This is a genomic window from Neisseria sp. RH3002v2g, assembly GCF_014596425.2.
Classification (GTDB): domain Bacteria; phylum Pseudomonadota; class Gammaproteobacteria; order Burkholderiales; family Neisseriaceae; genus Neisseria.
The window spans coordinates 82,026-103,379 of sequence record NZ_CP110721.1 but is presented as its reverse complement, the minus strand read 5'-3'; the positions used below and the strand labels follow the sequence as shown (position 1 = coordinate 103,379).

Annotated in this window: 20 protein-coding genes, 1 tRNA gene and 1 riboswitch; of the genes, 9 read left to right on the top strand and 12 right to left on the bottom strand. The window is 46.4% G+C overall.

The window, feature by feature from the left end; translation table 11 throughout:
• The first annotated feature begins 123 nt into the window (after positions 1 to 123).
• Positions 124 to 1,233 carry an anhydro-N-acetylmuramic acid kinase gene (locus tag BBP27_RS00500; RefSeq protein ID WP_188211868.1) on the top strand — a complete coding sequence of 370 codons (1,110 nt, stop codon included), beginning with the start codon at positions 124 to 126 and terminating at the stop codon, positions 1,231 to 1,233.
• Positions 1,234 to 1,289: 56 nt separating this feature from the next.
• On the opposite strand, the gene BBP27_RS00495 is transcribed toward BBP27_RS00500, so the two are convergent.
• From BBP27_RS00495 to rlmD, 9 genes are all read right to left on the bottom strand, one after another.
• Positions 1,290 to 2,849 (bottom strand): TerC family protein, encoded by a 1,560-nt coding sequence (locus BBP27_RS00495; RefSeq protein WP_188211869.1) that lies wholly within the window; start codon positions 2,847 to 2,849, stop codon positions 1,290 to 1,292.
• A 449-nt stretch (positions 2,850 to 3,298) separates the two neighbouring features.
• Positions 3,299 to 3,694: a UCP019853 family protein gene (locus BBP27_RS00490; protein ID WP_188211870.1), complete on the bottom strand. Its 396-nt coding sequence runs from the start codon at positions 3,692 to 3,694 to the stop codon at positions 3,299 to 3,301.
• 245 nt (positions 3,695 to 3,939) lie between these two features.
• Positions 3,940 to 4,015: transfer RNA gene (locus BBP27_RS00485), tRNA-Asn, on the bottom strand.
• Positions 4,016 to 4,113: 98 nt separating this feature from the next.
• Complete coding sequence (locus tag BBP27_RS00480) at positions 4,114 to 4,473, bottom strand: roadblock/LC7 domain-containing protein (protein WP_003679682.1); 360 nt, start codon at positions 4,471 to 4,473, stop codon at positions 4,114 to 4,116.
• Between the two features lie 39 nt (positions 4,474 to 4,512).
• Positions 4,513 to 5,154 (bottom strand): hypothetical protein, encoded by a 642-nt coding sequence (locus BBP27_RS00475; RefSeq protein WP_003748732.1) that lies wholly within the window; start codon positions 5,152 to 5,154, stop codon positions 4,513 to 4,515.
• Position 5,155: 1 nt separating this feature from the next.
• Complete coding sequence (locus BBP27_RS00470; protein ID WP_003748733.1) at positions 5,156 to 5,692, bottom strand: GTP-binding protein; 537 nt, start codon at positions 5,690 to 5,692, stop codon at positions 5,156 to 5,158.
• A 10-nt stretch (positions 5,693 to 5,702) separates the two neighbouring features.
• Complete coding sequence (locus BBP27_RS00465; RefSeq protein WP_003748735.1) at positions 5,703 to 6,806, bottom strand: response regulator; 1,104 nt, start codon at positions 6,804 to 6,806, stop codon at positions 5,703 to 5,705.
• A gap of 23 nt (positions 6,807 to 6,829) precedes the next feature.
• Positions 6,830 to 8,317, bottom strand: a complete 1,488-nt coding sequence (locus BBP27_RS00460) for a 23S rRNA methyltransferase (protein WP_070822019.1) — start codon at positions 8,315 to 8,317, stop codon at positions 6,830 to 6,832.
• A 124-nt stretch (positions 8,318 to 8,441) separates the two neighbouring features.
• Positions 8,442 to 9,767, bottom strand: a complete 1,326-nt coding sequence (rlmD, locus tag BBP27_RS00455; protein ID WP_188211871.1) for a 23S rRNA (uracil(1939)-C(5))-methyltransferase RlmD — start codon at positions 9,765 to 9,767, stop codon at positions 8,442 to 8,444.
• A 139-nt stretch (positions 9,768 to 9,906) separates the two neighbouring features.
• Here rlmD and BBP27_RS00450 point away from each other — a divergent pair, with 139 nt between their 5' ends.
• Positions 9,907 to 10,968: a L,D-transpeptidase gene (locus BBP27_RS00450; protein ID WP_188211872.1), complete on the top strand. Its 1,062-nt coding sequence runs from the start codon at positions 9,907 to 9,909 to the stop codon at positions 10,966 to 10,968.
• Positions 10,969 to 11,063: 95 nt separating this feature from the next.
• Here BBP27_RS00450 and queC read toward each other — a convergent pair whose 3' ends face one another.
• The gene (gene queC / locus BBP27_RS00445; RefSeq protein WP_188211873.1) at positions 11,064 to 11,723 is read right to left on the bottom strand and encodes a 7-cyano-7-deazaguanine synthase QueC; all 660 of its coding nucleotides are present in this window, start codon (positions 11,721 to 11,723) and stop codon (positions 11,064 to 11,066) included.
• A gap of 3 nt (positions 11,724 to 11,726) precedes the next feature.
• Positions 11,727 to 11,772, bottom strand: a riboswitch (PreQ1 riboswitch).
• 71 nt (positions 11,773 to 11,843) lie between these two features.
• On the opposite strand from queC, the gene BBP27_RS00440 reads away from it, so the two are divergent.
• Positions 11,844 to 12,443, top strand: a complete 600-nt coding sequence (locus BBP27_RS00440; RefSeq protein ID WP_188211874.1) for a CDP-alcohol phosphatidyltransferase family protein — start codon at positions 11,844 to 11,846, stop codon at positions 12,441 to 12,443.
• 139 nt (positions 12,444 to 12,582) lie between these two features.
• Here the strand turns inward: BBP27_RS00440 and BBP27_RS00435 are convergent, their stop codons facing one another.
• Positions 12,583 to 14,445 (bottom strand): Pycsar system effector family protein, encoded by a 1,863-nt coding sequence (locus tag BBP27_RS00435; protein ID WP_188211875.1) that lies wholly within the window; start codon positions 14,443 to 14,445, stop codon positions 12,583 to 12,585.
• A gap of 166 nt (positions 14,446 to 14,611) precedes the next feature.
• Positions 14,612 to 14,896 (bottom strand): PepSY domain-containing protein, encoded by a 285-nt coding sequence (locus tag BBP27_RS00430; RefSeq protein WP_049323918.1) that lies wholly within the window; start codon positions 14,894 to 14,896, stop codon positions 14,612 to 14,614.
• A gap of 234 nt (positions 14,897 to 15,130) precedes the next feature.
• Between BBP27_RS00430 and BBP27_RS00425 the strand changes: the two genes are divergently transcribed.
• From BBP27_RS00425 to BBP27_RS00400, 6 genes are all read left to right on the top strand, one after another.
• Positions 15,131 to 15,901, top strand: a complete 771-nt coding sequence (locus BBP27_RS00425; RefSeq protein ID WP_188211876.1) for a PP2C family protein-serine/threonine phosphatase — start codon at positions 15,131 to 15,133, stop codon at positions 15,899 to 15,901.
• A 156-nt stretch (positions 15,902 to 16,057) separates the two neighbouring features.
• Positions 16,058 to 17,800: a bifunctional alpha/beta hydrolase/class I SAM-dependent methyltransferase gene (locus tag BBP27_RS00420; RefSeq protein WP_188211877.1), complete on the top strand. Its 1,743-nt coding sequence runs from the start codon at positions 16,058 to 16,060 to the stop codon at positions 17,798 to 17,800.
• A 64-nt stretch (positions 17,801 to 17,864) separates the two neighbouring features.
• A complete protein-coding gene (locus tag BBP27_RS00415) occupies positions 17,865 to 19,151 on the top strand; it encodes a phosphatase PAP2/dual specificity phosphatase family protein (protein ID WP_188211878.1) in 1,287 nt (428 codons plus the stop codon).
• Positions 19,152 to 19,153: 2 nt separating this feature from the next.
• Positions 19,154 to 19,528 (top strand): hypothetical protein, encoded by a 375-nt coding sequence (locus tag BBP27_RS00410; protein ID WP_188211928.1) that lies wholly within the window; start codon positions 19,154 to 19,156, stop codon positions 19,526 to 19,528.
• 63 nt (positions 19,529 to 19,591) lie between these two features.
• Positions 19,592 to 20,299: a lysophospholipid acyltransferase family protein gene (locus BBP27_RS00405; protein ID WP_049323910.1), complete on the top strand. Its 708-nt coding sequence runs from the start codon at positions 19,592 to 19,594 to the stop codon at positions 20,297 to 20,299.
• Positions 20,296 to 21,285 (top strand): phosphatidate cytidylyltransferase, encoded by a 990-nt coding sequence (locus tag BBP27_RS00400; RefSeq protein ID WP_049323909.1) that lies wholly within the window; start codon positions 20,296 to 20,298, stop codon positions 21,283 to 21,285. The genes BBP27_RS00405 and BBP27_RS00400 overlap by 4 nt, the downstream gene beginning before the upstream one ends.
• The last annotated feature ends 69 nt before the right edge of the window (positions 21,286 to 21,354 follow it).

Here is a 21,354-nt window from a genome sequence, read left to right as displayed (position 1 = left end):
TCGCGCTATTTTAACCTCTTTGTAATCTTTCTTGCACCAACTATTTACATTAAACACCGAAATTCCCGTAAAAACGTCAAAAGGCGTTAAAATGTCGTTTTACCTTCCCTTTCTGTAACCGAAATGCAACCCCAATACTATATCGGCATCATGTCCGGAACCAGCATGGACGGTGCCGATGCCGTACTGATTCAAATGCAGGGCAAGCAATGGCAACGAGCCGTCGCCCATAGTTTTCTCCCCTATTCAGACGGCCTGCGCCAAGAATTGTTGGCACTGCAAGACATGGGCGAAAATGAATTGCACAGAAGCAATATTCTGGCGCAAACACTCAGCCGCCTATACGCCCAAACCGTACAGCAACTGTTGGCAGAGCAAAACCTTTCTGCCAAAGACATTGCCGCAATCGGCTGCCACGGACAAACCATCCGCCATGCGCCTGAACACGGTTACAGCATTCAACTGGTTAACCTCCCCCTTTTGGCCGAACTGACTGGCATTTTCACGGTCGGCGACTTCCGCAGCCGCGACCTTGCCTGCAACGGTCAAGGTGCGCCCCTCGTCCCCGCTTTTCACGAAGCGCTGTTTCAAGATGCGAATGAAACCCGCGCCGTACTCAACATTGGCGGCATTTCCAATATCAGCATCCTCCCGCCCAACAGCCCTTCTTTCGGCTTCGATACCGGCCCCGGCAATATGTTGATGGATGCATGGATGCAACATATCTGGCAACAGCCTTACGACAAAAACGGGGAAAAAGCCGCACAAGGCGAAATCCTCCCTGACCTGCTCGCTTCCCTGCTCGACCATCCTTACTTCAGCCGCTCCTATCCGAAAAGTACAGGCCGAGAGTTGTTTTCCCTAAGCTGGCTTCAAGACCGTCTGAAAGGTGATGAAAAGCCGGAAGATGTCATGCGCACATTGGTCTTTTATACTGCACAAACTATTTTTGACGCGACCAAACAAGCTGCCCCGGCAATTCATCATCTTTATATCTGCGGCGGCGGCATCCGCAATCCGGTTTTGATGCAAGACTTGGAAACCCTGTTTTCTCCCGACACCCAATTGCACAGCACAGCCAAGCTCCATCTTGATCCGCAATGGGTCGAAGCCGCCGCTTTTGCCTGGCTTGCAGCCTGTTGGTGCAATCAAGTTCCGAGCAATCCGCACCATGCGACCGGCGCACATTCACACCGGATTTTAGGCTCTGGACATTACGGCAACCAAAGTTGAATCAATAAAAAAGCCGTCTGAACATTTTCAGACGGCCTTTACTAATTAGCCTTTACTTATTCTTCTTCCGGCAAACGGTTGATTTTCACACGAGCAATCCGTTGTCCGTCTTTTTCAACCACTTCAAAACGCCAACCGTGATAATCGATGAAATCGCCTACATCAGGAATACTTTGCAACTCTTCCATAATCAAGCCGGCAACGGTATGAAAGTCAGCGTCTTCCTCTTGGGCAGGTAGATTCAATTGAGAAGCCAATTCCACATACTCCAATGCACCATCCACAGACAGCGTTTCATCCTGACTGGCTGGAGCAGCTTCTTCTTCCTCACGCTCAAACTCTTCGGGGAATTCACCGGCAATGGTTTCCAACAAATCTTTCATGGTCACCATACCCAGCACCGCACCAAATTCATCCACTACCAAGGCATAATCCGCGCTGCTTTGACGGAACAATTCAATCGCATTCAACGCCGTCGTACTGTCCGGCAAAATCAACGGCTGGCGCAAGGCCGTCTGAATATTGATTTCTCCCGATTCAAGCAGCTGGTTCAGCAAATCTTTTTTACTGATATAGCCCAAAGGCTCATCTACACCTGCCTTACCGACAACCAACAAACGGCTATACGGCGTATTTTTCAACTGCGCATTTTGTTCTTCCCGACTTTGGGAAATATCCAATTTCTCGATTTCCCGACGCGGAATCATCACACCCATAATCGGACGCTCCGCCAAAGTCAGCACGCTGCGAATCATGGATTTTTCGTTTTCTTCAAAATGCTCGTCATCGCCGCCGTTATCGCCTGCTTTTGCCAAAATGCTTTCGCGGATACCCATCATGCCCAACACATTTTCAGCGGTGCGCTTACGCCAAGAAGTACTGATGTAGTCATTTTTGCGGGCATTCTTTTGCGAAACCTGATTAAACAGTTCGATCAAAATCGAGAAGCCGATCGCCGCATACAAATAGCCTTTCGGAATATGGAAATGGAAGGCTTCCGCAATCAGGCTGAAACCAATCATCAACAAGAAACCCAAACACAACATCACAACGGTCGGATGCTTGTCCACAAAGGCAGTCAACAGTTTGCTGGCGGAAATCATCACCGTCATCGCCACAACCACTGCACCCATTGCTACCACAATATGATCAACCATCGCCACTGCCGTAATGACAGAATCGATAGAGAAAACCGCATCCAAAATCAAGATTTGCGCCACAACGCCCCAAAAGGAAGAATGCTTCTTCTGTCCTTCAGCAACCGCAAATTGATTGTGGCCTTCAAGTCGTTCGTGCAGCTCGGTAGTCGCTTTATAAAGCAGGAAAATACCGCCGGCAAACATAATCATGTCTTTGCCGGAAATCTCCAAGCCACCCAGCTCAAACAAAGGATGCGTCAGCGTCATGATATGCGCCATGAAGCCCAGCATGAAAATCCGAATAACGACAGCCAAACCCAAGCCCGTTATCCGCGCCCTATCCCGTTGCGACGGTTTGACCTTGTTTGCCAAAATCGCTACGAAAACAAGGTTATCAATACCTAAAACAACTTCCAAAACCAGAAGCGTGGCAAAGCCTATCCAAGTATGCGGCTCGGCCAACCAACTGAAATCCATAATGATTGCGTTCCTTTAAAATACAAAAAGGCAGCCGTTCCGCTTAAAACGGACAGACTGCCAAATTTCGGGCATAAATAAAGGGAAAGAAGCGGTATAACAACTACTCTGCTCTGCGTCTTTCATGAAAAATTTATGCCCCGGTCAAAAATAATGGCAAACAGTTTATCAGTTTGACGAAAGAAAGGCAAAGTCCGACAGCATATTTTCTTTTAAAAACAGTCTACAGCTGCCAACAAATCACTTTCTCCAGCGTTAATAAAAGGAATCGGTCGATTTGGTGATCATGGTTTGTTCGGTTTGCCGAAAGAAGATTCTTATAAGACCCCCCCTAAATGCCTGGGTGAAAATTTATTTTTTTTACCAAGGTCTCAAGCCGTCTGAAAAATTGGGATTTTTTCAGACGACACGGTTTATATAGACAATAATTTTCTTAGAAAATATAACGATTATATTCTTTCAGAAATTACGGATATACTTAATCTCCATACAGTTAAAGTAATTAATCTGCCATCTAAATAAGAATATTCTAATTGAAGAGCATCATCTTCAAAGCAAATATTTCCAGCTGTAAATATATTGCCATCTAGCCTACCTGTTATCTTATATTGTGTACTATCACCTATTCTTTCAAAAGGAATAATAACAGATTCATCTGTATTAACCTCTTCCAATATAAACTCATCAATAATGAAATAGTCAAGTTCCACATTGTAAACTTTATTCACTTCAATAGCCATTGGACAACAATTAAGGAAACAATATAGATCGTTATTTTCTATAGAAAAATATGCAAATTCCTCAATTGTTTCATCCATTTTTTTTAGCTTTGCTGAATAAATCATTTTTAACCTTTCATAAATTATTTTACTTCATAAATTGTTTTATCTTTTGGATTGCTACGATTTATAGCTTTCCAAAACTCTTTTCCACTTTTCACATGGATGGTTGTGATGTAACCTTGATGATTTGTTCCTATAAAGACTGATGAATTAAGTGTAATCATTTAATCAATTACCATCAAAATATCTTAAAATATTAACCAATAGATAAAATAAAAACCACCATGTAACATGGTGGTTTTCAAATCTGGCTCCCCGACCTGGGCTCGAACCAGGGACCTGCGGATTAACAGTCCGTCGCTCTACCGACTGAGCTATCGGGGAATTAAAGATAAGATTATATAGAAAATATCAGAAACCTGTCAAGCAACAATCTATATAAAAACAAAAATATTTTTATATCTTTTTAATTTATAAAACTTTTATAAGATTTCAGCAATTTGTTTGGCCGCACGTTTCGCATCCAACAAAATCAAACCCAATTTACCGCTTTCTTTTGCCATCAATGCCAACACTGCATTTTCACCTGCCTGACTCAGCAGAATATAGCCATTTTTACCTTTAACCATTACCTGATCCAACTCACCGCAAGCCAACTCGTGTACGGAACGATTACCCAACGCCAAAAGCGTTGCCGACATCGCACCTACACGGTCTGCATTCAAATGCGAAGGCAGCATGGTTGCGATTGGCAGGCCGTCTGTAGAAATAACTGCAGAAGCAGTGATATCCGCAGAGGTATTGTTCAAATCGCTTAATACAGAGATTAATAGTTGTTGCATAGTCGCTCCATTCTAAAATAAATATCGGTCAGGCAAAAATCAACGGCTGCCGTATCGGTGGTACAGCACTTTAACCAAAGTAACAAAAGCCTCTTTATTTAAATCAGGCATGCCGCCAATTACCAAAATCAGTTTGGTCATGCCAATATACAGTGGGAAAAAGGTCAATTCACTTTGGCCAGAAGGATCACAAATACCCCATGCGCTATTATTGATATGCAGGTTATTGCGAATCAAAAGACGGTGATTGTCTTCCATTTTGGCCACTTCGCTCGCCAAAAGGCCCAATTCTTCCGCAGCCTCGTGATGGAAATTGGCATTGGCAAAATACAAACCGTTTTCATCAGCCAACAAAGCTTTGCCAGAATTAGACAACTGTTCCAACAATGTCGGTAATTGCTCGTCAGTCAGATGGATGTCCTCTGTGCTGATTTCCTCGTCACCGTACAAAAACTCCAAGCGTTGGAGGCGATACAACAGGTTTAAAGCGGTATTGATATCGCTGGTGTCTGCCCACGCCAAAAGTTTTTCACTGCTGATGGTTTCAGACGGCTCTGCGCGCAACAAACCATACAATAAAGTTCTGCTGGCGCTGGGCGTATCGCTTGAAACGGCATAATACGCACCTGCCGGTGTAATCTTAGGATATAAATTTGATTGTAAAGAGAGTGTCGCTTCCATCTTATACCTCTAATCCGGGGTCAATTGAGAACAACATGGCAGTAACCAATTGTTTTACATCGTCTTCTCGACGTGCATCAATCTCAAAAACCGGTACATTAAAATTATTCTGTGCTAAATATTTTTGATAAACATCTACGCTTGGCAAGGAGCGGATATCCATCTTCGTTACCCCTACAACCAAAGGCGCTTTTTTCAGCAACTCGCGGAACGCATCCAAGAAAAATTGCAAATCTTTCAATGGGTTGCTTCTTGTATTATCTAAAAGAAGCACTAAGCCCATGCTGCCTTGGCTCAGAATTTCCCACATAAAATTAAAACGCTCCTGACCAGGCGTGCCGTAAAGGTGAACCTTGGTTTCCTCATCCAAATGAATGACACCGTAGTCCATTGCCACAGTCGTGTACCCCTTGCGGACAAGTGTCATATCGGATGCGGATGCATCGGTTTGAACCGGCGGTTCATCAGATAAAGCTGAAATTGCAGTGGTTTTACCTACGCCAACAGGACCGGTAAAGATAATTTTATTTTCTTTCATGACGTGTCCTTTACGATTTACCCAGCAACTTACGCATCAGGCGTTGCAACAGGCCGCGAGGTTGTTCTTTAGACGGACCGGCAACTTTTTGAGCCTCTTTGCTCATTGCTGTTTCAGGTACGTCTTTGCTATTCACATCAATCTGTTCATTCAAGGAAGGCGTATTGTTCGCATCTGTTGCAAACTCTGTATCTGTCGCCAAAAAGCCTGTTATATATGTTGCCGATAAATAATTCAAAATATCAGGCATTTCTAATGGCATGACTTTATAGAGAACATTCAAATTAACGGATGTCTTCGTCAGAAATGCCGACAAACGCATAGATTCCGGAACATGCGCCAAACGGGTTAAGTTTGGCCAACGCTTGAGCGTAAAGACAGTTTGCGGCGTCATCGGATAAATCAGACGGCCTGATGCAGTCCAAATAGCCATCTGCCACAAGCATGACATAATGGTAACTTTGGCTTTCTCTTTCCATTGCGGATTATCAGGAACAGCCTTACACACAACTGCCAAGTTATCGTTTTTACACAATTTCTCCAGCTCATTGGCACTGACTGTCAGCAGCACACGTTGAATACTGGGAAACACGATCAATATCGGCTTGCCTTCATGCAAGACGGCAATATCTTGGTGTCCTTGACTGGCAAATTTCAGCGCACCCAACAAGCCTTTATTTGGATTAAATCGGCGAATGGTGGCTTTTCTTGCGCCATCGGAATTTGATTGTCCTTTATTCTCTTCAGCCGCTTGTTGTTCAGACGGCTCAAAAACATTCCCGCCCTGAGCCAGGCTGCGCAAAACAGGAAACAAGGTATCGAATTTAACCGGCTTGGCCAAATAAGGAGTCGTTACGGTTGGCAATTCAGAAGAAAACATTGCCACAGGTACTTCCGGATAAGTTTTCTTCGACTCTTTCCAAGCTTCTACACCTGCCGGCGTATCGGTATCAACCAATACCAAATCCGGTTTTTCATCAGAATCAGGAGAAACGATGACGTAATTCGTCGTATTGTGCATTTTAAATGCCATACGGAATACCGCCTGCTGTTGCTCACCCATCTCCTGTAACATAACCCGTATGGTTTTAATTTTTGGTAAATGATTATTCATTACTCGTACTTTCTACGATTATCTTATTTTTTTGAATATTGGTTCATTCGTTGCAAGAGACGACTCATTGCCAAGACAACCTCTTCAGGCAGGCTGACAACACGCTCGCGCAACAGGCGCAGGAATTGCTCCAAACGTCCCCAGTCTTCGACGCGTTCGTACAAATCAAACAAGATGATGTACAGCTGCGATTCTTGAGGATACTGCAAAACAGCTTGTTCCAGAGTGCTGATAGCCAAATCCAACTGACCGTAGGCCAACAGAGATTCCACTTCTTTCAGAGCTTCATCAGCAGGTGAAGAGCTCGCGCTGATGACAGAAGAATCTTTTTGAACCAAATCGCGATATTTGGCCTTCATCTGCAAAGAACTTGGCTGAATATAACCGCGCTTCAAACCAATCTCTTTAATTTGCTGTTCAGACGGCCCTTTTTCCAAATCATCAAAAATTTCGTGATAACCAAGGCTATAACCCCAACCAAGCATACGTTCTTTTACTTGACGGCCATATTGGCCCAAAGAGTGGTAAAGCTTCCACAGATGCTTGGCAAACTGCCCTACTTCTTCATTCTGATAATCCAGACGCAAGGCATCGATAATGAGACCAGCAGGTTTCGCAGAAGTTTGGATTGCTTTGTTGTATTGATGCAAAGCAGTCTCGTAACTAATTTTGTCTTTCAGGATTTTTGCACTGCGCTCCGGCTTAGCAAAACCAATCACCGCACCCATCTCTTCAGGGCTGATTTCGCCAAAGTCTTTCTTGCCTAATACGATAGGCGCGCGTTTGCCCATACCTGGCACAACAATGCGTTCGGCCGAATCGTTCTCAAAGGCAATATGCTCGTCGGAAGCAACTTCCAAACCGCTTTGTTCGCCAATTTGACGATCCACTTCCTGCATATTCCAACCGAGATGATGTTCGGCAAAAACGCGCAGGCGCAGGTTGGTTGAATCTAAAGCCAAACCGGCTTTCAAGTATTCAGCTACGCTGTCTTCAGAAAGGGAAGCACTATGGCGCTCAAGCGTATCTGCGAGCATGTCGATATTGCCGACGCGCAGATTCAAACCGATTAATTCATGAACCAGTTTTTCCGGTGCACCATCTTCCAAGGTATTGAGATAACCGGCCAAAGACTCTGCAGCCTTGCTCTCATAACCAAATTGTTTATAAACCTGGTATTCGGTCAATGGATCGACTTCTTGCGCAGAAACAGAAGCCGTAGCATTGCTTGAGCCGCTTCCACCCCATTCCCAATCTTGATTATCTGCATTGGAAACTGTCTGGTTGACTTTCTCAATCCAGTCGTTTCCATCCTCAGAGGAGGCTGTATGAGCGGCAGATTTATGGCCGCCTTTTGATGCATGTGCGCTTTGTTTGCCTGAGTTGCCTCTTTGTTCACTACTTTGTTTATGACGAACAAAAAACAACACCAGCAAAAAAAGCACCAGCAAAAAAATAGTTAAAAGTTGATAGTTCAAGAACACCTCCCGGTCTTGTGCTGCAAACTGCATTTATTAACATCTGTTGCTTTACACGCAACTTCAACGTTATGAATTCCCCAAACGAATGATGATAACATGAATGCACTCATTTTTACATTAAAAACCCTACTCACATAAAGGACTTGATACCAATTTACAACTCAAACACACCGATGGATTCAACATGCGAGGTTTGTGCAAACATATTCATGATTCCCGCCGCCTTAAACTTATAGCCCTTATCAAACAAGACACCGGCATCCCGTGCAAATGTTGATGGATTACACGAAACATATACTATTTTTTGGGGTAAAAACGGCTTATGTATCGATTTGACAACAGCATAAGCTCCGCTTCTCGGCGGATCGAGCAACATCTTGTCAAATTGCCCCCATGACTCAACAGTTTTTTCATCGGTATCGAACAAGTCGGCAACAGAAAACGTCATATTCTCAGCACAACGATTCAGGCGGGCATTTTCCCTTGCCCTATCTACCAAATAATCGGCGCCTTCAATACCGACAACCGATGCGCCACTTTTCGCCAGCGGCAAACTGAAATTGCCCAAACCGCAAAACAAATCGGCAATCCTCTCCCCTTTTTGAGGGTTTAAAAGCCTGACCGCCCTTGCCACCATCACTTCGTTCAATTGCGCATTAATCTGCGTAAAATCACCCGGCTTGTAAGGCATTTCCACATCAAATTGAGCAAAATTATAGTTCAGGGCAGGCGCATTCTCGGGATAAAACGGCAAGGACTCGGCATGATCCTGCAGCCATATTTGCCATGCTTTTTCAGCACCCGACAATATCTTATCAAACCAATTACGCAATTCGCTTAATATTTGTCCAAACGGTTGATTTACGAAACGAATGTTGAGTACGGTCACATCTCTCCCGCAATAAAACTCAACAAATTTCACTTTTACACCGTCATCATGCAGCTTTTGCAGCAAATTTCGGACATCAGGCAATTTATCGGAAACATGTTTAGGCAAAATAGAACAATGGCGGATATTGACGACATCATGACTTTTTTTAGCCTGAAAACCGAGTTTCAGACGGCCTTTTTTATCCACTGCAACACTTAAACGTGCTCTATCGCGATAATACCAGGAGAAACCATATAAAGGAGGCAAAATTATCTCCGGCTTGACCTTACCTATCCGTTCCAACTGCTCTTCCAAAATCCGTTGCTTTAATGCAACTTGCGCGCCAAAGGAAACATGTTGGAGCGAACAGCCGCCACATGTATCAAAATAGCAACAAGCGGGCTCCACGCGTTCGGAAGAAGGTTTTAAAACCGTTTCGACCTGAGCTTCTGCAAACTGCTTTTTTTCTTTATGAATGGCAAACGTTACACGCTCTCCGGGCAGCGCACCGCCGATGAATACAGTCTTCCCATCGACTCTGGCAACACCCCTGCCCTCATAATCCAAAGAAAAAACTTCCGCCTCTTGATACCGTTCTTTCACACTCATACCGTTTCCGTCAGACAGCCGCTTACCGGCCGTCTGACTGTCTTTCAATACCGAAAGCGCATATTTTCTCACAAAAACACAGAGTTTCAGGTATCATGCGCCAAAAACTTTCATTTCAATCCCTACAAAAAAAGACGACATGAAAAAATTATTCCTTGGCCTGACAGCCGCTCTTCTGACCTCGGCCGCTGCTGCAAACACACTTATTCCAGACGTCTCTCCCGCCTCTTCCGGACAACACGTCGTTATCAATATTACGCAACAGCGTCTATTCCTCTACGACAACGGCAAACTGAGCAAAATTTATCCTGTTGCCGTCGGCAAAGCCATGACCCAAACCACTCTGGGCGAACACAAAATCGGCGCCAAAGCCTACAACCCGGTTTGGCACATCCCTAAATCCATCCAAAAAGAACGCAATGACGGCGTAAAAAGCGTACCGGCCGGCCCGAATAATCCGCTGGGTCCGGTATTCGTCCGTCTTGGCGACCCTAAATTAAGCCTAGGCATTCACGGCACCAATGCCCCTGCCAGCGTACCCGGCGTCCGCAGCCATGGTTGCGTGCGCATGAAATCGCCTGATGCATTGGAATTTGCCAAAACCATCGCAACAGGTTCTCCTGCCTCCGTTATCTACCAAATGGCAAGCCTGAACGAAGATGCCAACCAAAACTTATGGCTGGCTGCCTATCGTGACCCATACGACAAGAAAAACCTTGATACGGCTGCCCTGAAAAAAAGCATTGCCGCTTGGGCAAAAGCGCACGGCAAAACCATTCCTGCAGCGCGTGTGGATGCAATCCTGAAAGGACGCACCGGCGCGGCAAACTGTCTGACCTGCGCTAAAGGCGTGAAACTCAAATCGCCTTTAAAATCTTTGGCATGGACCAGCGGCACGGATGCTTACAGCAAACCAAAAGTCATGCCAAAACCGGCTCCTGCTAAAGATGTGGTATTGCCTCAAGGCACTGAAATCGAAGTCGATGCTACCGACGATACAAACAAGGCAGCATCCGAACCGAAACAAAGCGTTCGTCCGACTCCGGTGAAACCGGCAAAACCTGCTGCCAAACCGGCAACCACTCCTGCTGAGACGCCTGCTTCCGAGCCTAAAGCCGCTTCGGAACCGGCTACTGTCCCGGCCTCTGCGCCTGCGAAAGAGGCTCCGGCAAGCAGCGAACCGGAAGATTTGCTGTTCTAAGCAGAACAAAACACATAACCAAAGGCCGTCTGAAACGAATTGTTCAGACGGCCTTTTCGTATTACTGGATATTGGAAATAGATGCTCCTCTTAATTCAGACGGCCTTTTTGCTTTCCAAATATTCTGACAAGCCGCGCTCGCGCAAAATACAGCTTGGGCATTCATGACAACCGCCGACCACACCGTTATAACAAGTATGCGTATGCTCGCGAATATAATCCAACACACCCATTTCATCCGCCAATGCCCAAGTTTGCGCTTTGGTTAAATACATCAAGGGCGTGTGGATTTGAAAAGCGTAATCCATGGCCAGATTCAGCGTGACATTCATCGACTTGACGAACACATCGCGGCAGTCGGGATAACCTGAAAAGTCGGTTTCGCACACGCCGGCAATGATATGGCGTATCCCCTGCCCTTTGGCATAAATAGCGGCGTAAAGCAAAAACAAAGCATTGCGTCCATCTACAAATGTATTGGGCAGGCCGTCTGAAGCTGTTTCAATGGATGCCGTATCATCCATCAAAGCGTTATGCGTAATCTGTTGCATCAGGCTCAAATCGAGTACGGTCTGCTTCACGCCCAAATCTTGGGCAATCCAACGCGCGCGCTCCAATTCGATGGCGTGGCGTTGCCCATATTGAAAAGTGATGGCCTGCACATTTTCACGGCCATAGGTTTGAATTGCCTGAATCAGGCAGGTCGTTGAATCCTGCCCGCCCGAAAAAATAACGAGGGCTTGCTGTTTTTCCATTGTAAATTCCTAGTTTTGTTAACGCGGGAGGTTTGCGAACCGCGTGATTCGAAGATTGACTGATTATAACGGATTTCGTCTATAATCACGGCACTTCATTTTCTTTTATATAGCATAATTATGAGCATCTACGCCCTGAAACCAAAATTTCAAAACCTGTTGCGCCCCATTGTTAAGCGACTGTATCAAAAAGGCATTACTGCCAATCAGGTTACCCTGTTTGCCTGCGCCGTTTCCATTTTAATCGGTTTGCTTTTAGCATTGTTTGCAGGTGTATCCACATTGTTCTGGCTTTTGCCGATCTGGTTGTTTGTCCGCATGGCGCTGAATGCGATGGACGGTATGCTGGCACGGGAATTCGGCCAACAATCGGCATTGGGCGGCTATTTGAATGAAATCACCGATATTGCCGCCGATGCTGCTTTATATCTGCCTTTTGCCTTTATCGCGCCCTTCGGTGGCGTACAAATTGCCCTGTTTATTTGGCTGGCGGCAATGACCGAGTTTTGCGGCGTTTTGGGACAAGTTCATGGCAACGGCCGGCGTTATGACGGGCCATTCGGCAAAAGCGACCGCGCATTCTTTATCGGCGCATTGTCCGTATGGTATGCAATCGCCGGTAGCTTCCATTCGCTTTTCTATATCCTTATGTGGCTGGCTTGCGCGGCATTGGTTTATACCTGCTACAAACGTGTCATCAATGGCTTGAAGGCCGTCTGAAACTTATCCACGTTTTTGGGTTTATCATCGTTGATTAGAGTATTTAAACCCATCAACCTGTTTTACTGAAAACAAAAAGGCCGTCGGAAACCATAAACTATCGGTTTCAGACGGCCTTTTATTCAGCAGCCAAGATAACTTACTGTTTACCCAGTTGACTGTAATCTACCAACATATACTTGGCAGTAATTTTCTGCGAAGCATTGCCTTCGTCGCCCATCAAAATCATCTGCGGCTTGCCGTTAACGGTAATCGAATCGACGGCTTCGACGTTGGTGATGTGTTGCAGATTAGGCAGAGAGATTTTTTGCGGTTCATCGGTCGGGTTGCCGCTCCAAGTCCACAGTTGCGAGAATTTCTGTCCATTCTCATCCTTCACTTCATTGGCAATCACGTAGGTTTTCAACACAGGATCATAGTTGAGGGAACGGATACCGCCGCCATCAATATCAATCACCGCCACTTCATCAAATTCAGGTTTGGCATTGCGCTCAAACACATCTTTCGGATTGCTGATAAATGCGACCAAAGCCATGTTGTTGAATTCAGGGTCACGGAATCCCAAAACGAGACGTTTTTTCACCGGATCAAACGCCATGCCTTCAATATTGATTTCTTCAAAAGAAACTTCAGCCTTGGTTCGCTCGCGAATCAAATCATGCAGCTTGTGGTCGGTTTCCAAAACCTGAGTCAGATTGTCGTAGCTGGTCAGCCCCAACACATTGCCGTCTTGGATTTTAAAGCGCATCAGGTGTTCGCGGTCGGGCGAACGGTTGCCTTTACGGGTGCGCGAATGTGAAGTCAGCGCGTAGATAAAGCCTTCATCGTCGCGCGCCAAAGCCTCCAAGTCGCTCAGGCGGCGTTTGAAACCGGTAATCACGCGCGTATCCAATGCCTCGTCTTCCACAAACCTGCCCGTTTTATCAATGCTGACAATACTGAACGCATGGTTGGGTTCGTCTTCCGCAATCAACAAATTACCGTCCGGAAGCTGTTGTACGGCGGAAGGCTCGTACACACCGTTAAACATATTGATCCCCATCGAACGCAGCTCTGCCGCATTGTTGGCCGGCGGTATCAGCAATGACGGCAATGTTTTCACGCCGATAAATGCCACCAGTGAAGCCAGCAAGCCCCAGCGGAATACCGCGTAAGACAAATTGATGTATTTGAACTGTTTGTCCGCCAACAAACCAAGCCAATAAAGATGGTCGCTCATCTTTTCATAGATTTGTTTACGGTCGCCCATAATCTCCTGCATCATTTCCCAATATTGATCTTTTTGCAGTTTCACACGGTCTTCATAAATCAAAATATTGGGTTGGCTGCCGCCAAAAAAGCGCGTTTCGGTACTACTGAGGCGGTTTTTCAAGTCCCGCAGCTTAGAACGGCCGCGGATAAAATCCTTAAACCATGTCCGCGCCGCCTGCATTTTGCCGATACGTTCCGGCGAAGCAGAAAGCAACGCAAACACGATAGACGCGGCGGCAGTAATCATAAACGTACTGGCCGGAATCAGAAATTCGGGCGACGATGAAAAAATAAACGCGCCCGAAATCATCAGTGCAGACACGATAAAACCATTCAGCGAAATCATAATATTCGCTTTGGTTGCCGCCAGCGCCAACAATTCCATCTCCGAGCGTACGGCGTTGCGGAACATGGTTTCCACGCCCTTATTCGTACCCAACAGATCAGGCGCATTCAAATCCTCAGCTTTATTTTTTTTCTTTTTTGCCTTGTCTTTTTTGCGTTTGGTTTTCTTTTCACTTTTTTCAGACGGCATCTCAGGATGTTCAACTGCTTCCTGACCTTCTACCGTTTCCTGAATTTCTACCGTTTCAGCCGCAACACTAACTTCGTTTTCAACAGTATTGTTTCGATTGCGCTCCCAAAAATCAACGTCCTGTTGGGAATCGGCAGATACGCCGTCGTTTAAAGATTTGCCTTGGTCGCCCATCTGCTTCTGCCAGCCATTTTCCTTCCAATCATTCAAATCCATATCATGACTCCCAACATCAAACACTTTGAATTAAATGGAAAATAAAAAGCATATTTAGTTCATTTATTTTAGGTAATTTACATGCCGCTTACATTCTTTAAATACCTAAATAGCAAACTGCCGCAGAACCCCAAAGTCCTGCGACAACCCACTTTGCATCAAAATATTAATAGTCGATGCGTTCTTTAATAATTTTCAAATCAGGGTAAGACAACACAATGTCGTACTCACGACCATCTTTAAAAGCCTCGATATCCAACACAGGCTGGCCTCGACGGCTATCGGCTTCAACATCGTGAACTTGATAGCCGCGTTGTTCCAACATTTTTACGGCTTTAGCACGGTTTTGCTCGAAGTTTTTGTCGCTGTAGATTTTTTGTTCGATGTAATCGCCGGCACCGGCAGTAGCGGCAGACAAAGCAACGATGGCGGTCAATAAGAATTTTTTCATGTTTGATTTCCTTTTCAAATGTGTATTCAGGTTTCGATGGATGTATTAAAACACAGTAAAATTAGCAGTTAATTAGTGCTTGGTTAAGCGCAGTAAAGGACGTCTGAAAACTATTTTTCAGACGGCCTTTAACCTTAATCATCAAATTTCAAACGTATTGCCCAAGTGTAAATCCGGAGGGTTAGAAGCGATGAAAAGCCTGCAGCGAATATTCACCCAACAAATGGACAAACCATGAACAACTTTTGCGAAATCACCTTTTGCCAACAAATCGGCAGCAACAAACAGCACAACCAAGATGCCCTTTTTAACGGCGAGCAAGTGTTTCAATATAAACTCAAAACCGCTGAAACACGTCTTGAAACCCGTCCACGCTTTATCATCGGGATAGCCGACGGCATTTCCAATAGCAACCGTCCCGAAAAAGCCAGCAAATCAGCCATGCACTTATTAAGCCACACAGCCCAACTCAGCCGTCAAACCATCAATCATATACAAACCGCTTTATCTAAAGAGTTGGCAGAGGATTATTTTGGTTCCTCAACCACTTTTGTTGCCGCCGAAATCGACCAAACCACCGGCAAAACCAAAATCATCAGTGTAGGCGACAGTCGCGCCTATTTGATTGATACACAAGGAAAATGGAAGCAACTGACCCAAGATCACTCGATACTCTCCGAATTGCTGGATGGTTTGTCGGATAAAAAAGAAGAAGGGTTTGCCACCATATATGGCGGCGTTTCTTCTTATCTAGTAGCAGATTATTCCGATTTCCAAGACAAAATGTGCCATGTCGAGCTTACGCTTAAAGCAGGAGAAAGCCTGCTGCTTTGTTCAGACGGCCTAAGCGACGCTCTTTCAGAAGAAATAAGAGAAAAAATTTGGCAACAATATGATAACGATAAGTCCCGTCTGACTGTATTTCGTAAATTAATGGCGAAACAAAAAGTTTATGATGATATGTCGGTAGTAGTTTGTAAGGTTATCCAAACACCCTCTATCTAACTTTTTAACAATCACTGTCATCAGTTCTAAGTAAGATTTGAAACCATCTTTTACCATTTCTCTCCATCATTGCATTCGTCCGTCTATCGGATAATCATTGCATTTATTCGATATGTCATGATACTGTTCAAAAAATATGACTATTAGGAGTTTCTCATGTCCGAACAGCAAAAATTCTTTTCAACCCAAGACGGGACTTCGCTTTTCTACCGCTATCGCCCTGCTGCCGATGGTTCTTCCGATAAAGCCATTGTGCTGTTTCATCGCGGGCATGAGCATTCCGGCCGGATGATGTTTGTGGCGGATGAGCTGGGTTTTGATGATTTTTCCTATTTCGCTTGGGACGCGCGCGGTCATGGTTACAGCCCTGGTGAACGTGGCGATAGTCCGAGTATTGGCACTTCGGTTGCTGATGTAGATGATTTTATCCGACACATTCAAAGCGAATACGGTATCAAACCTGAAAACATTTGCGTGATTGCGCAAAGTGTCGGTGCGGTATTGGTTTCTACTTGGTTGCACGATTACGCACCGAAAATCCGTTGCGCCGTATTGGCTTCGCCTGCGTTCAAAGTCAAACTCTATGTTCCGTTTGCCCGTATTGGTTTGAAAATTATGCAAAAATGGCGTGGCAATTTCTTTGTCAACAGCTATGTCAAAGCCCACTATCTGACCCACAATGTCGAACGTCAAAAAAGCTACGACAATGATCCGCTGATTGCCCGCGCTATTTCTGTACGCATCCTGCTGGGGTTATATGAAGCAGCCGAACGTGTCGTTGCCGATGCACAAGCGATTACTACGCCTGTACAACTGTTGATTTCAGGCAGCGATTGGGTCGTTCATCACAAACCGCAACACGATTTCTACAACCGTTTGGGCAGCCATATTAAAGAGCGCCATATCCTGCCAGGTTTCTACCACGATACTTTAGGCGAGCAAGACCGTGAAATTGCGTTTGTAGAAATGCGCCGTTTTATCCGCGAGCGTTTCAACCAACCTTTGCAACCAGTTGATTTAACCCAAGCCCATTTGCACAGTGGCAGCCGCCGCGAAGCTGACGAACTGGCTACGCCTTTGCCTGTTTGTACACCTCGCGGCGCATTTTGGGCAATATATCGTGCTTCGCTCAAACTGGGGGCGCGCTGGAGCGAAGGCTTGAGAATCGGTCAAGAAACAGGTTTTGATTCGGGCAGCACGCTGGATTACGTCTACCGCAATCAACCGCAAGGCAGCAACGCTTTCGGTGTATGGGTGGACAAATACTATCTCAATGCCATCGGCTGGCGCGGCATCCGCCAACGCAAAGTCAATATCGGCAAAGCCATTCAGACGGCCTCAGCCAAACTGCGTGAAGCAGGGAAACCTGTACACGTTTTGGATATTGCATCCGGTCATGGCCGCTATGTATTGGATGCCCTGACTACCGATACGTTGCCTGATTCCGTACGCTTGCGCGATTACAGCCCGATTAATGTCGAAGCCGGACGCAAACTGATTGCCGAGCGCGGCTTGCAAGAGACGGTAACCTTCAATGAAGTCAATGCCTACGACCGCGCCAATTATCACGATTTGCAGCCGCGCCCTACTCTAGGCATTGTTTCCGGCCTACATGAATTGTTTGCCGACAATGATTTGATTTTGAACTCGCTCTACGGTTTCGGTGAGGCCATTGAAACCGGCGGCTACCTGATCTACACCGGCCAGCCTTGGCATCCGCAACTGGAAATGATTGCCCGCGCCCTGACCAGCCACAAAGCAGGCAGCCCAAACTGGGTAATGCGCCGCCGCAGCCAACAGGAAATGGATCAGTTGGTTGAAAAAGCTGGTTTTGAAAAAATCCATCAATGGATAGACGAAGACGGTATTTTCACCGTGAGCTTGGCAGTGAAGAAATAAAAATAAAGGCCGTCTGAACAAATTTTTAACTTTCAGACGGCCTTATTAAACCATGTACCTATCCATGAAACCTACCCTAAAAACTTCTCTGTTCAAGCTGATTTCAGTCGGTATCCTGTTTTACACCAGCTACGGCCTGTCCAATCATTACGCGGCATCGCTGGACTATGTGCCGGAAGTCGCTTTTGCATGGGAGCGCAATATTCCGTTTTGGGCATGGACGATTGTGCCTTATTGGTCGCTAAACCTGATGTATGCCGCGGCATTTTTTCTTTGCCGTGATACACATGAACAAAACCGATATGTAGCGCACCTTGTAGCTGCCCAACTGATTGCGACTCTTTGCTTCGTGCTGTTTCCGCTGCGTTTCGGGTGGCCTAAACCGCCTGCCGATGGGCTGTCGGGCTGGCTGTTTGATTCATTGGCTGCGTTTGATTTGCCGTACAACCAAGCGCCATCTTTGCATATTGCGTTGGCGATTATCGTGGGTGCGTTTTATTGGACGCGCTTTCCCAAAATCCGCCTGCCGCTTTTCTTATGGCAAAGCCTGATTGCCTTGTCGGTATTGACGACTTATCAACATCATTTTATCGACGTACCAACCGGAGCATTGCTCGGCTGGCTGGTGTTGTGGGCTTTTCCGCGTCAGATGGCTTCACCGTTAAAACTGGGCTTGAGTCATGCACGCTCACAAAAGATTGAGCTACTGTATTTGCTTGGTGCGTGTTTGACGGCATTACCCGCGTTGCTGGGTGGCGCGTGGCTGTGGTTGATATGGATTAGCGTGTCTTTGCTGATGGTGGCCTTTGCCTATTTGACTGGAAATGTAAACGTATTCCAAAAACAGGCTAACGGTAAATTATCGGCAGCTGCGACGGTTTTGCTGTTGCCTTATCTGGTGGGCGTACGACTAAACATGGCGTATTGGTTACGCGGTAAAGCGAAAACGGCACCAGTCCGCCATGATGTATGGATTGGCAGCGTTTTGGGGATTTCAAACCATCTGCCTGCCGTATTGGATGTATGCGCCGAATATCCCTGCCGTAGCCATCAGGGAGAATATCGCGCTCTGCCTTTACTGGATATGGTAACGCCGTCTGAAAACGATTTGGTTCAGACGGCCTTGATATTAGAAACCTTGCGCCAAAAACACGGCAAAGTGCTGGTATGTTGCGCTTTGGGTTATGGAAGAAGTGCCGCAGTGGTGCTGACATGGCTGCTGGTCTATGGTAGCTGCAAAGACTTGGCACAAGCGAAGGCCGAACTCAAACAGGCTCGGCCGCAAATGGTATTATCGCCGGCCACTGCCCAGGCAGTCGAAGCTGCGGCCAACCGTTTAAAACAAGGATAATGATGGACAACTCAACCGATAGCCGTATTACTGCCCACCTACTCTCTACCGCACATTATGTTGCCGTCTGCAATGCCCTGCTGCTCGCCTTATCGGCAAAATATGGTGGTGCTTGGTTTGCGGTGCAACTCGTCTTAGCAGCGGTTTTGTTGTACTGCCATATCCGTATTCACTTCGACCGCCGCGTCTTCCAAGACTTTGCCGACAACCACTACGCTCCTGAAGACTTCGACCACGCCTTACAGCAAAACGGTTTGCGCCAAATTTCAGGCAGCCGCACTTTAACCCAACGGATAAACAGCGCACTTTCCTTATGGCGCAAAAGCTTATACCTGACCGCCGCACAATTTTTAATTTTGCTTATCCAAAGCATTTGATTATTTTGGCTGATTTACCCAAACCAAATCCTTAGCGGTATCTCACTCCCAAAGGCAGAAACAATGAAAAACTTCCTCAAAAAACAACTTGCCTGGCTGACCGACCAAGCCTTGTGTCTGTCGGTCTCTTTTCTTACGGGCGTACGTCCTAAAAGTCCGCGCGAGCTGACATTCAATCAGCACCAAAAAGTTTATTACGCCAATCACGGCAGCCATGGCGATTTTGTGTTGGTGTGGATTTCCCTGCCCCGCCGCTGGCGCTTGTCCACGCGCCCTGTAGCCGGTTCGGATTATTGGCTGACGAGCAAACTCAAACGCTTCATCATTCAAAACGTTTTCAATGCCTTGCTGATTCCGCGCCATAGCGATAATCCGCAGGCGATTACCGAACAGATGAAAGACGCGCTGAACGCAGGCGACTCCTTGATTATTTTTCCTGAAGGCACGCGTAACACTGACGACAACACCATCCTGCTGCCGTTCAAGTCCGGCATTTATCACCTGGCGAAAAGCAAACCCAATACCGAATTTGTGCCGATTTGGATAGACAACATCAGCCGCGTATTGCCCAAAGGCAAAATCCTGCCTATCCCGCTTTTGTGTGAAGTCCATATCGGACAGCCGCTTACCTTGCAGGAAAACGAAGACAAAGACAGTTTTTTGACACGCAGCCGTGAAGCGCTGCTGGCACTCAGGCCGTCTGAAAACGACCGCAGCGTGCTTCGCCAAAATGAATCTGAAGTTCAGCAAAACAAAGGAGGACAAGCATGAGCCTTTCTACGACTTCCCAACAAATCATTGTCGAACAAGCCGCCGCTCATCTGACTCCTCAAGCCGGCTATATTTTTGTCGGCGTATTTGCCGTATTGTGTTTTGCCAGCATCATCGGACAATGGCTCAAGCGCAAAAACGGCGCAGATAATGCCACCATCGCCAACCTCAACGCCCGCATTTACGCATGGTGGCTGATGACGCTGGTGTTGCTGGGTGCGTTTTGGTTCGGCAAAATCGGAACGGTTGTACTGTTTTTCCTGATTTCATTTGCCGCACTGCGCGAATTCATGACCCTCGTCTATCGCCGCCGCAGCGACTATTACAGCATGGTGGTCTGCTTTTACCTGCTGCTGCCGGTGCAATACTATTTCGTCTATGACGGCTGGTACGGCATGTTCAGCATTTTTATTCCGGTTTACGGCTTTTTGATACTGCCGATTATTGCCAGTCTCAGCGGCCAAACCGCGCACTTTTTGGAACGCGCCGCCAAAACACAATGGATGGCGATGATTTGCATCTTCTGCCTATCCCATGTTCCGGCGCTGATGTTTCTCGACTTGGACGGCTTCGACAACGGCAACAATATCCTGTTGCTGATATTCCTGATTGGCGTGGTGCAAGTATCGGATGTGTTGCAATACGTTTGGGGCAAACTGATCGGCGGTGCAAAAATCATGCCCTCGCTTTCGCCGTCAAAAACGATTTCCGGTACTGTCGGAGGTATTTTATCAGCCACGGCCATTGCCGCGTTGATGGCGCCGATTACGCCGTTCTCCCACGGCCAAGCAGCCGTTATCGGCTTTATCGTCTGCCTGATGGGCTTCTTTGGCGGCCTGGTTATGTCTGCCATCAAACGCGATTATGGTGTCAAAGACTGGGGCAATATGATACGCGGCCACGGTGGCATGCTTGACCGCGTGGATTCGATTTGCTTTGCCGCGCCCGTATTTTTCCACATCACCCGTTATTTCTGGAACGGCTAAACTTCAGGCCGTCTGAAAACTATTTTTCAGACGGCCTCTAATATCCGAAACCGCCAATCCGCCGACTCG

Coding starts and splice junctions, on each gene's coding strand:
- BBP27_RS00480 (WP_003679682.1), bottom strand. CDS start 4,473: ATGCAACAACTATTAATCTCTGTATTAAGCGATTTGAACAATACCTCT.
- BBP27_RS00465 (WP_003748735.1), bottom strand. CDS start 6,806: ATGAATAATCATTTACCAAAAATTAAAACCATACGGGTTATGTTACAG.
- BBP27_RS00490 (WP_188211870.1), bottom strand. CDS start 3,694: ATGATTTATTCAGCAAAGCTAAAAAAAATGGATGAAACAATTGAGGAA.
- BBP27_RS00405 (WP_049323910.1), top strand. CDS start 19,592: ATGAAAAACTTCCTCAAAAAACAACTTGCCTGGCTGACCGACCAAGCC.
- BBP27_RS00500 (WP_188211868.1), top strand. CDS start 124: ATGCAACCCCAATACTATATCGGCATCATGTCCGGAACCAGCATGGAC.
- BBP27_RS00475 (WP_003748732.1), bottom strand. CDS start 5,154: ATGGAAGCGACACTCTCTTTACAATCAAATTTATATCCTAAGATTACA.
- queC (WP_188211873.1), bottom strand. CDS start 11,723: ATGGAAAAACAGCAAGCCCTCGTTATTTTTTCGGGCGGGCAGGATTCA.
- BBP27_RS00460 (WP_070822019.1), bottom strand. CDS start 8,317: ATGCAGTTTGCAGCACAAGACCGGGAGGTGTTCTTGAACTATCAACTT.
- BBP27_RS00470 (WP_003748733.1), bottom strand. CDS start 5,692: ATGAAAGAAAATAAAATTATCTTTACCGGTCCTGTTGGCGTAGGTAAA.
- BBP27_RS00425 (WP_188211876.1), top strand. CDS start 15,131: ATGAACAACTTTTGCGAAATCACCTTTTGCCAACAAATCGGCAGCAAC.
- rlmD (WP_188211871.1), bottom strand. CDS start 9,767: ATGAGTGTGAAAGAACGGTATCAAGAGGCGGAAGTTTTTTCTTTGGAT.
- BBP27_RS00400 (WP_049323909.1), top strand. CDS start 20,296: ATGAGCCTTTCTACGACTTCCCAACAAATCATTGTCGAACAAGCCGCC.
- BBP27_RS00420 (WP_188211877.1), top strand. CDS start 16,058: ATGTCCGAACAGCAAAAATTCTTTTCAACCCAAGACGGGACTTCGCTT.
- BBP27_RS00495 (WP_188211869.1), bottom strand. CDS start 2,849: ATGGATTTCAGTTGGTTGGCCGAGCCGCATACTTGGATAGGCTTTGCC.
- BBP27_RS00410 (WP_188211928.1), top strand. CDS start 19,154: ATGGACAACTCAACCGATAGCCGTATTACTGCCCACCTACTCTCTACC.
- BBP27_RS00415 (WP_188211878.1), top strand. CDS start 17,865: ATGAAACCTACCCTAAAAACTTCTCTGTTCAAGCTGATTTCAGTCGGT.
- BBP27_RS00440 (WP_188211874.1), top strand. CDS start 11,844: ATGAGCATCTACGCCCTGAAACCAAAATTTCAAAACCTGTTGCGCCCC.
- BBP27_RS00435 (WP_188211875.1), bottom strand. CDS start 14,445: ATGGATTTGAATGATTGGAAGGAAAATGGCTGGCAGAAGCAGATGGGC.
- BBP27_RS00430 (WP_049323918.1), bottom strand. CDS start 14,896: ATGAAAAAATTCTTATTGACCGCCATCGTTGCTTTGTCTGCCGCTACT.
- BBP27_RS00450 (WP_188211872.1), top strand. CDS start 9,907: ATGAAAAAATTATTCCTTGGCCTGACAGCCGCTCTTCTGACCTCGGCC.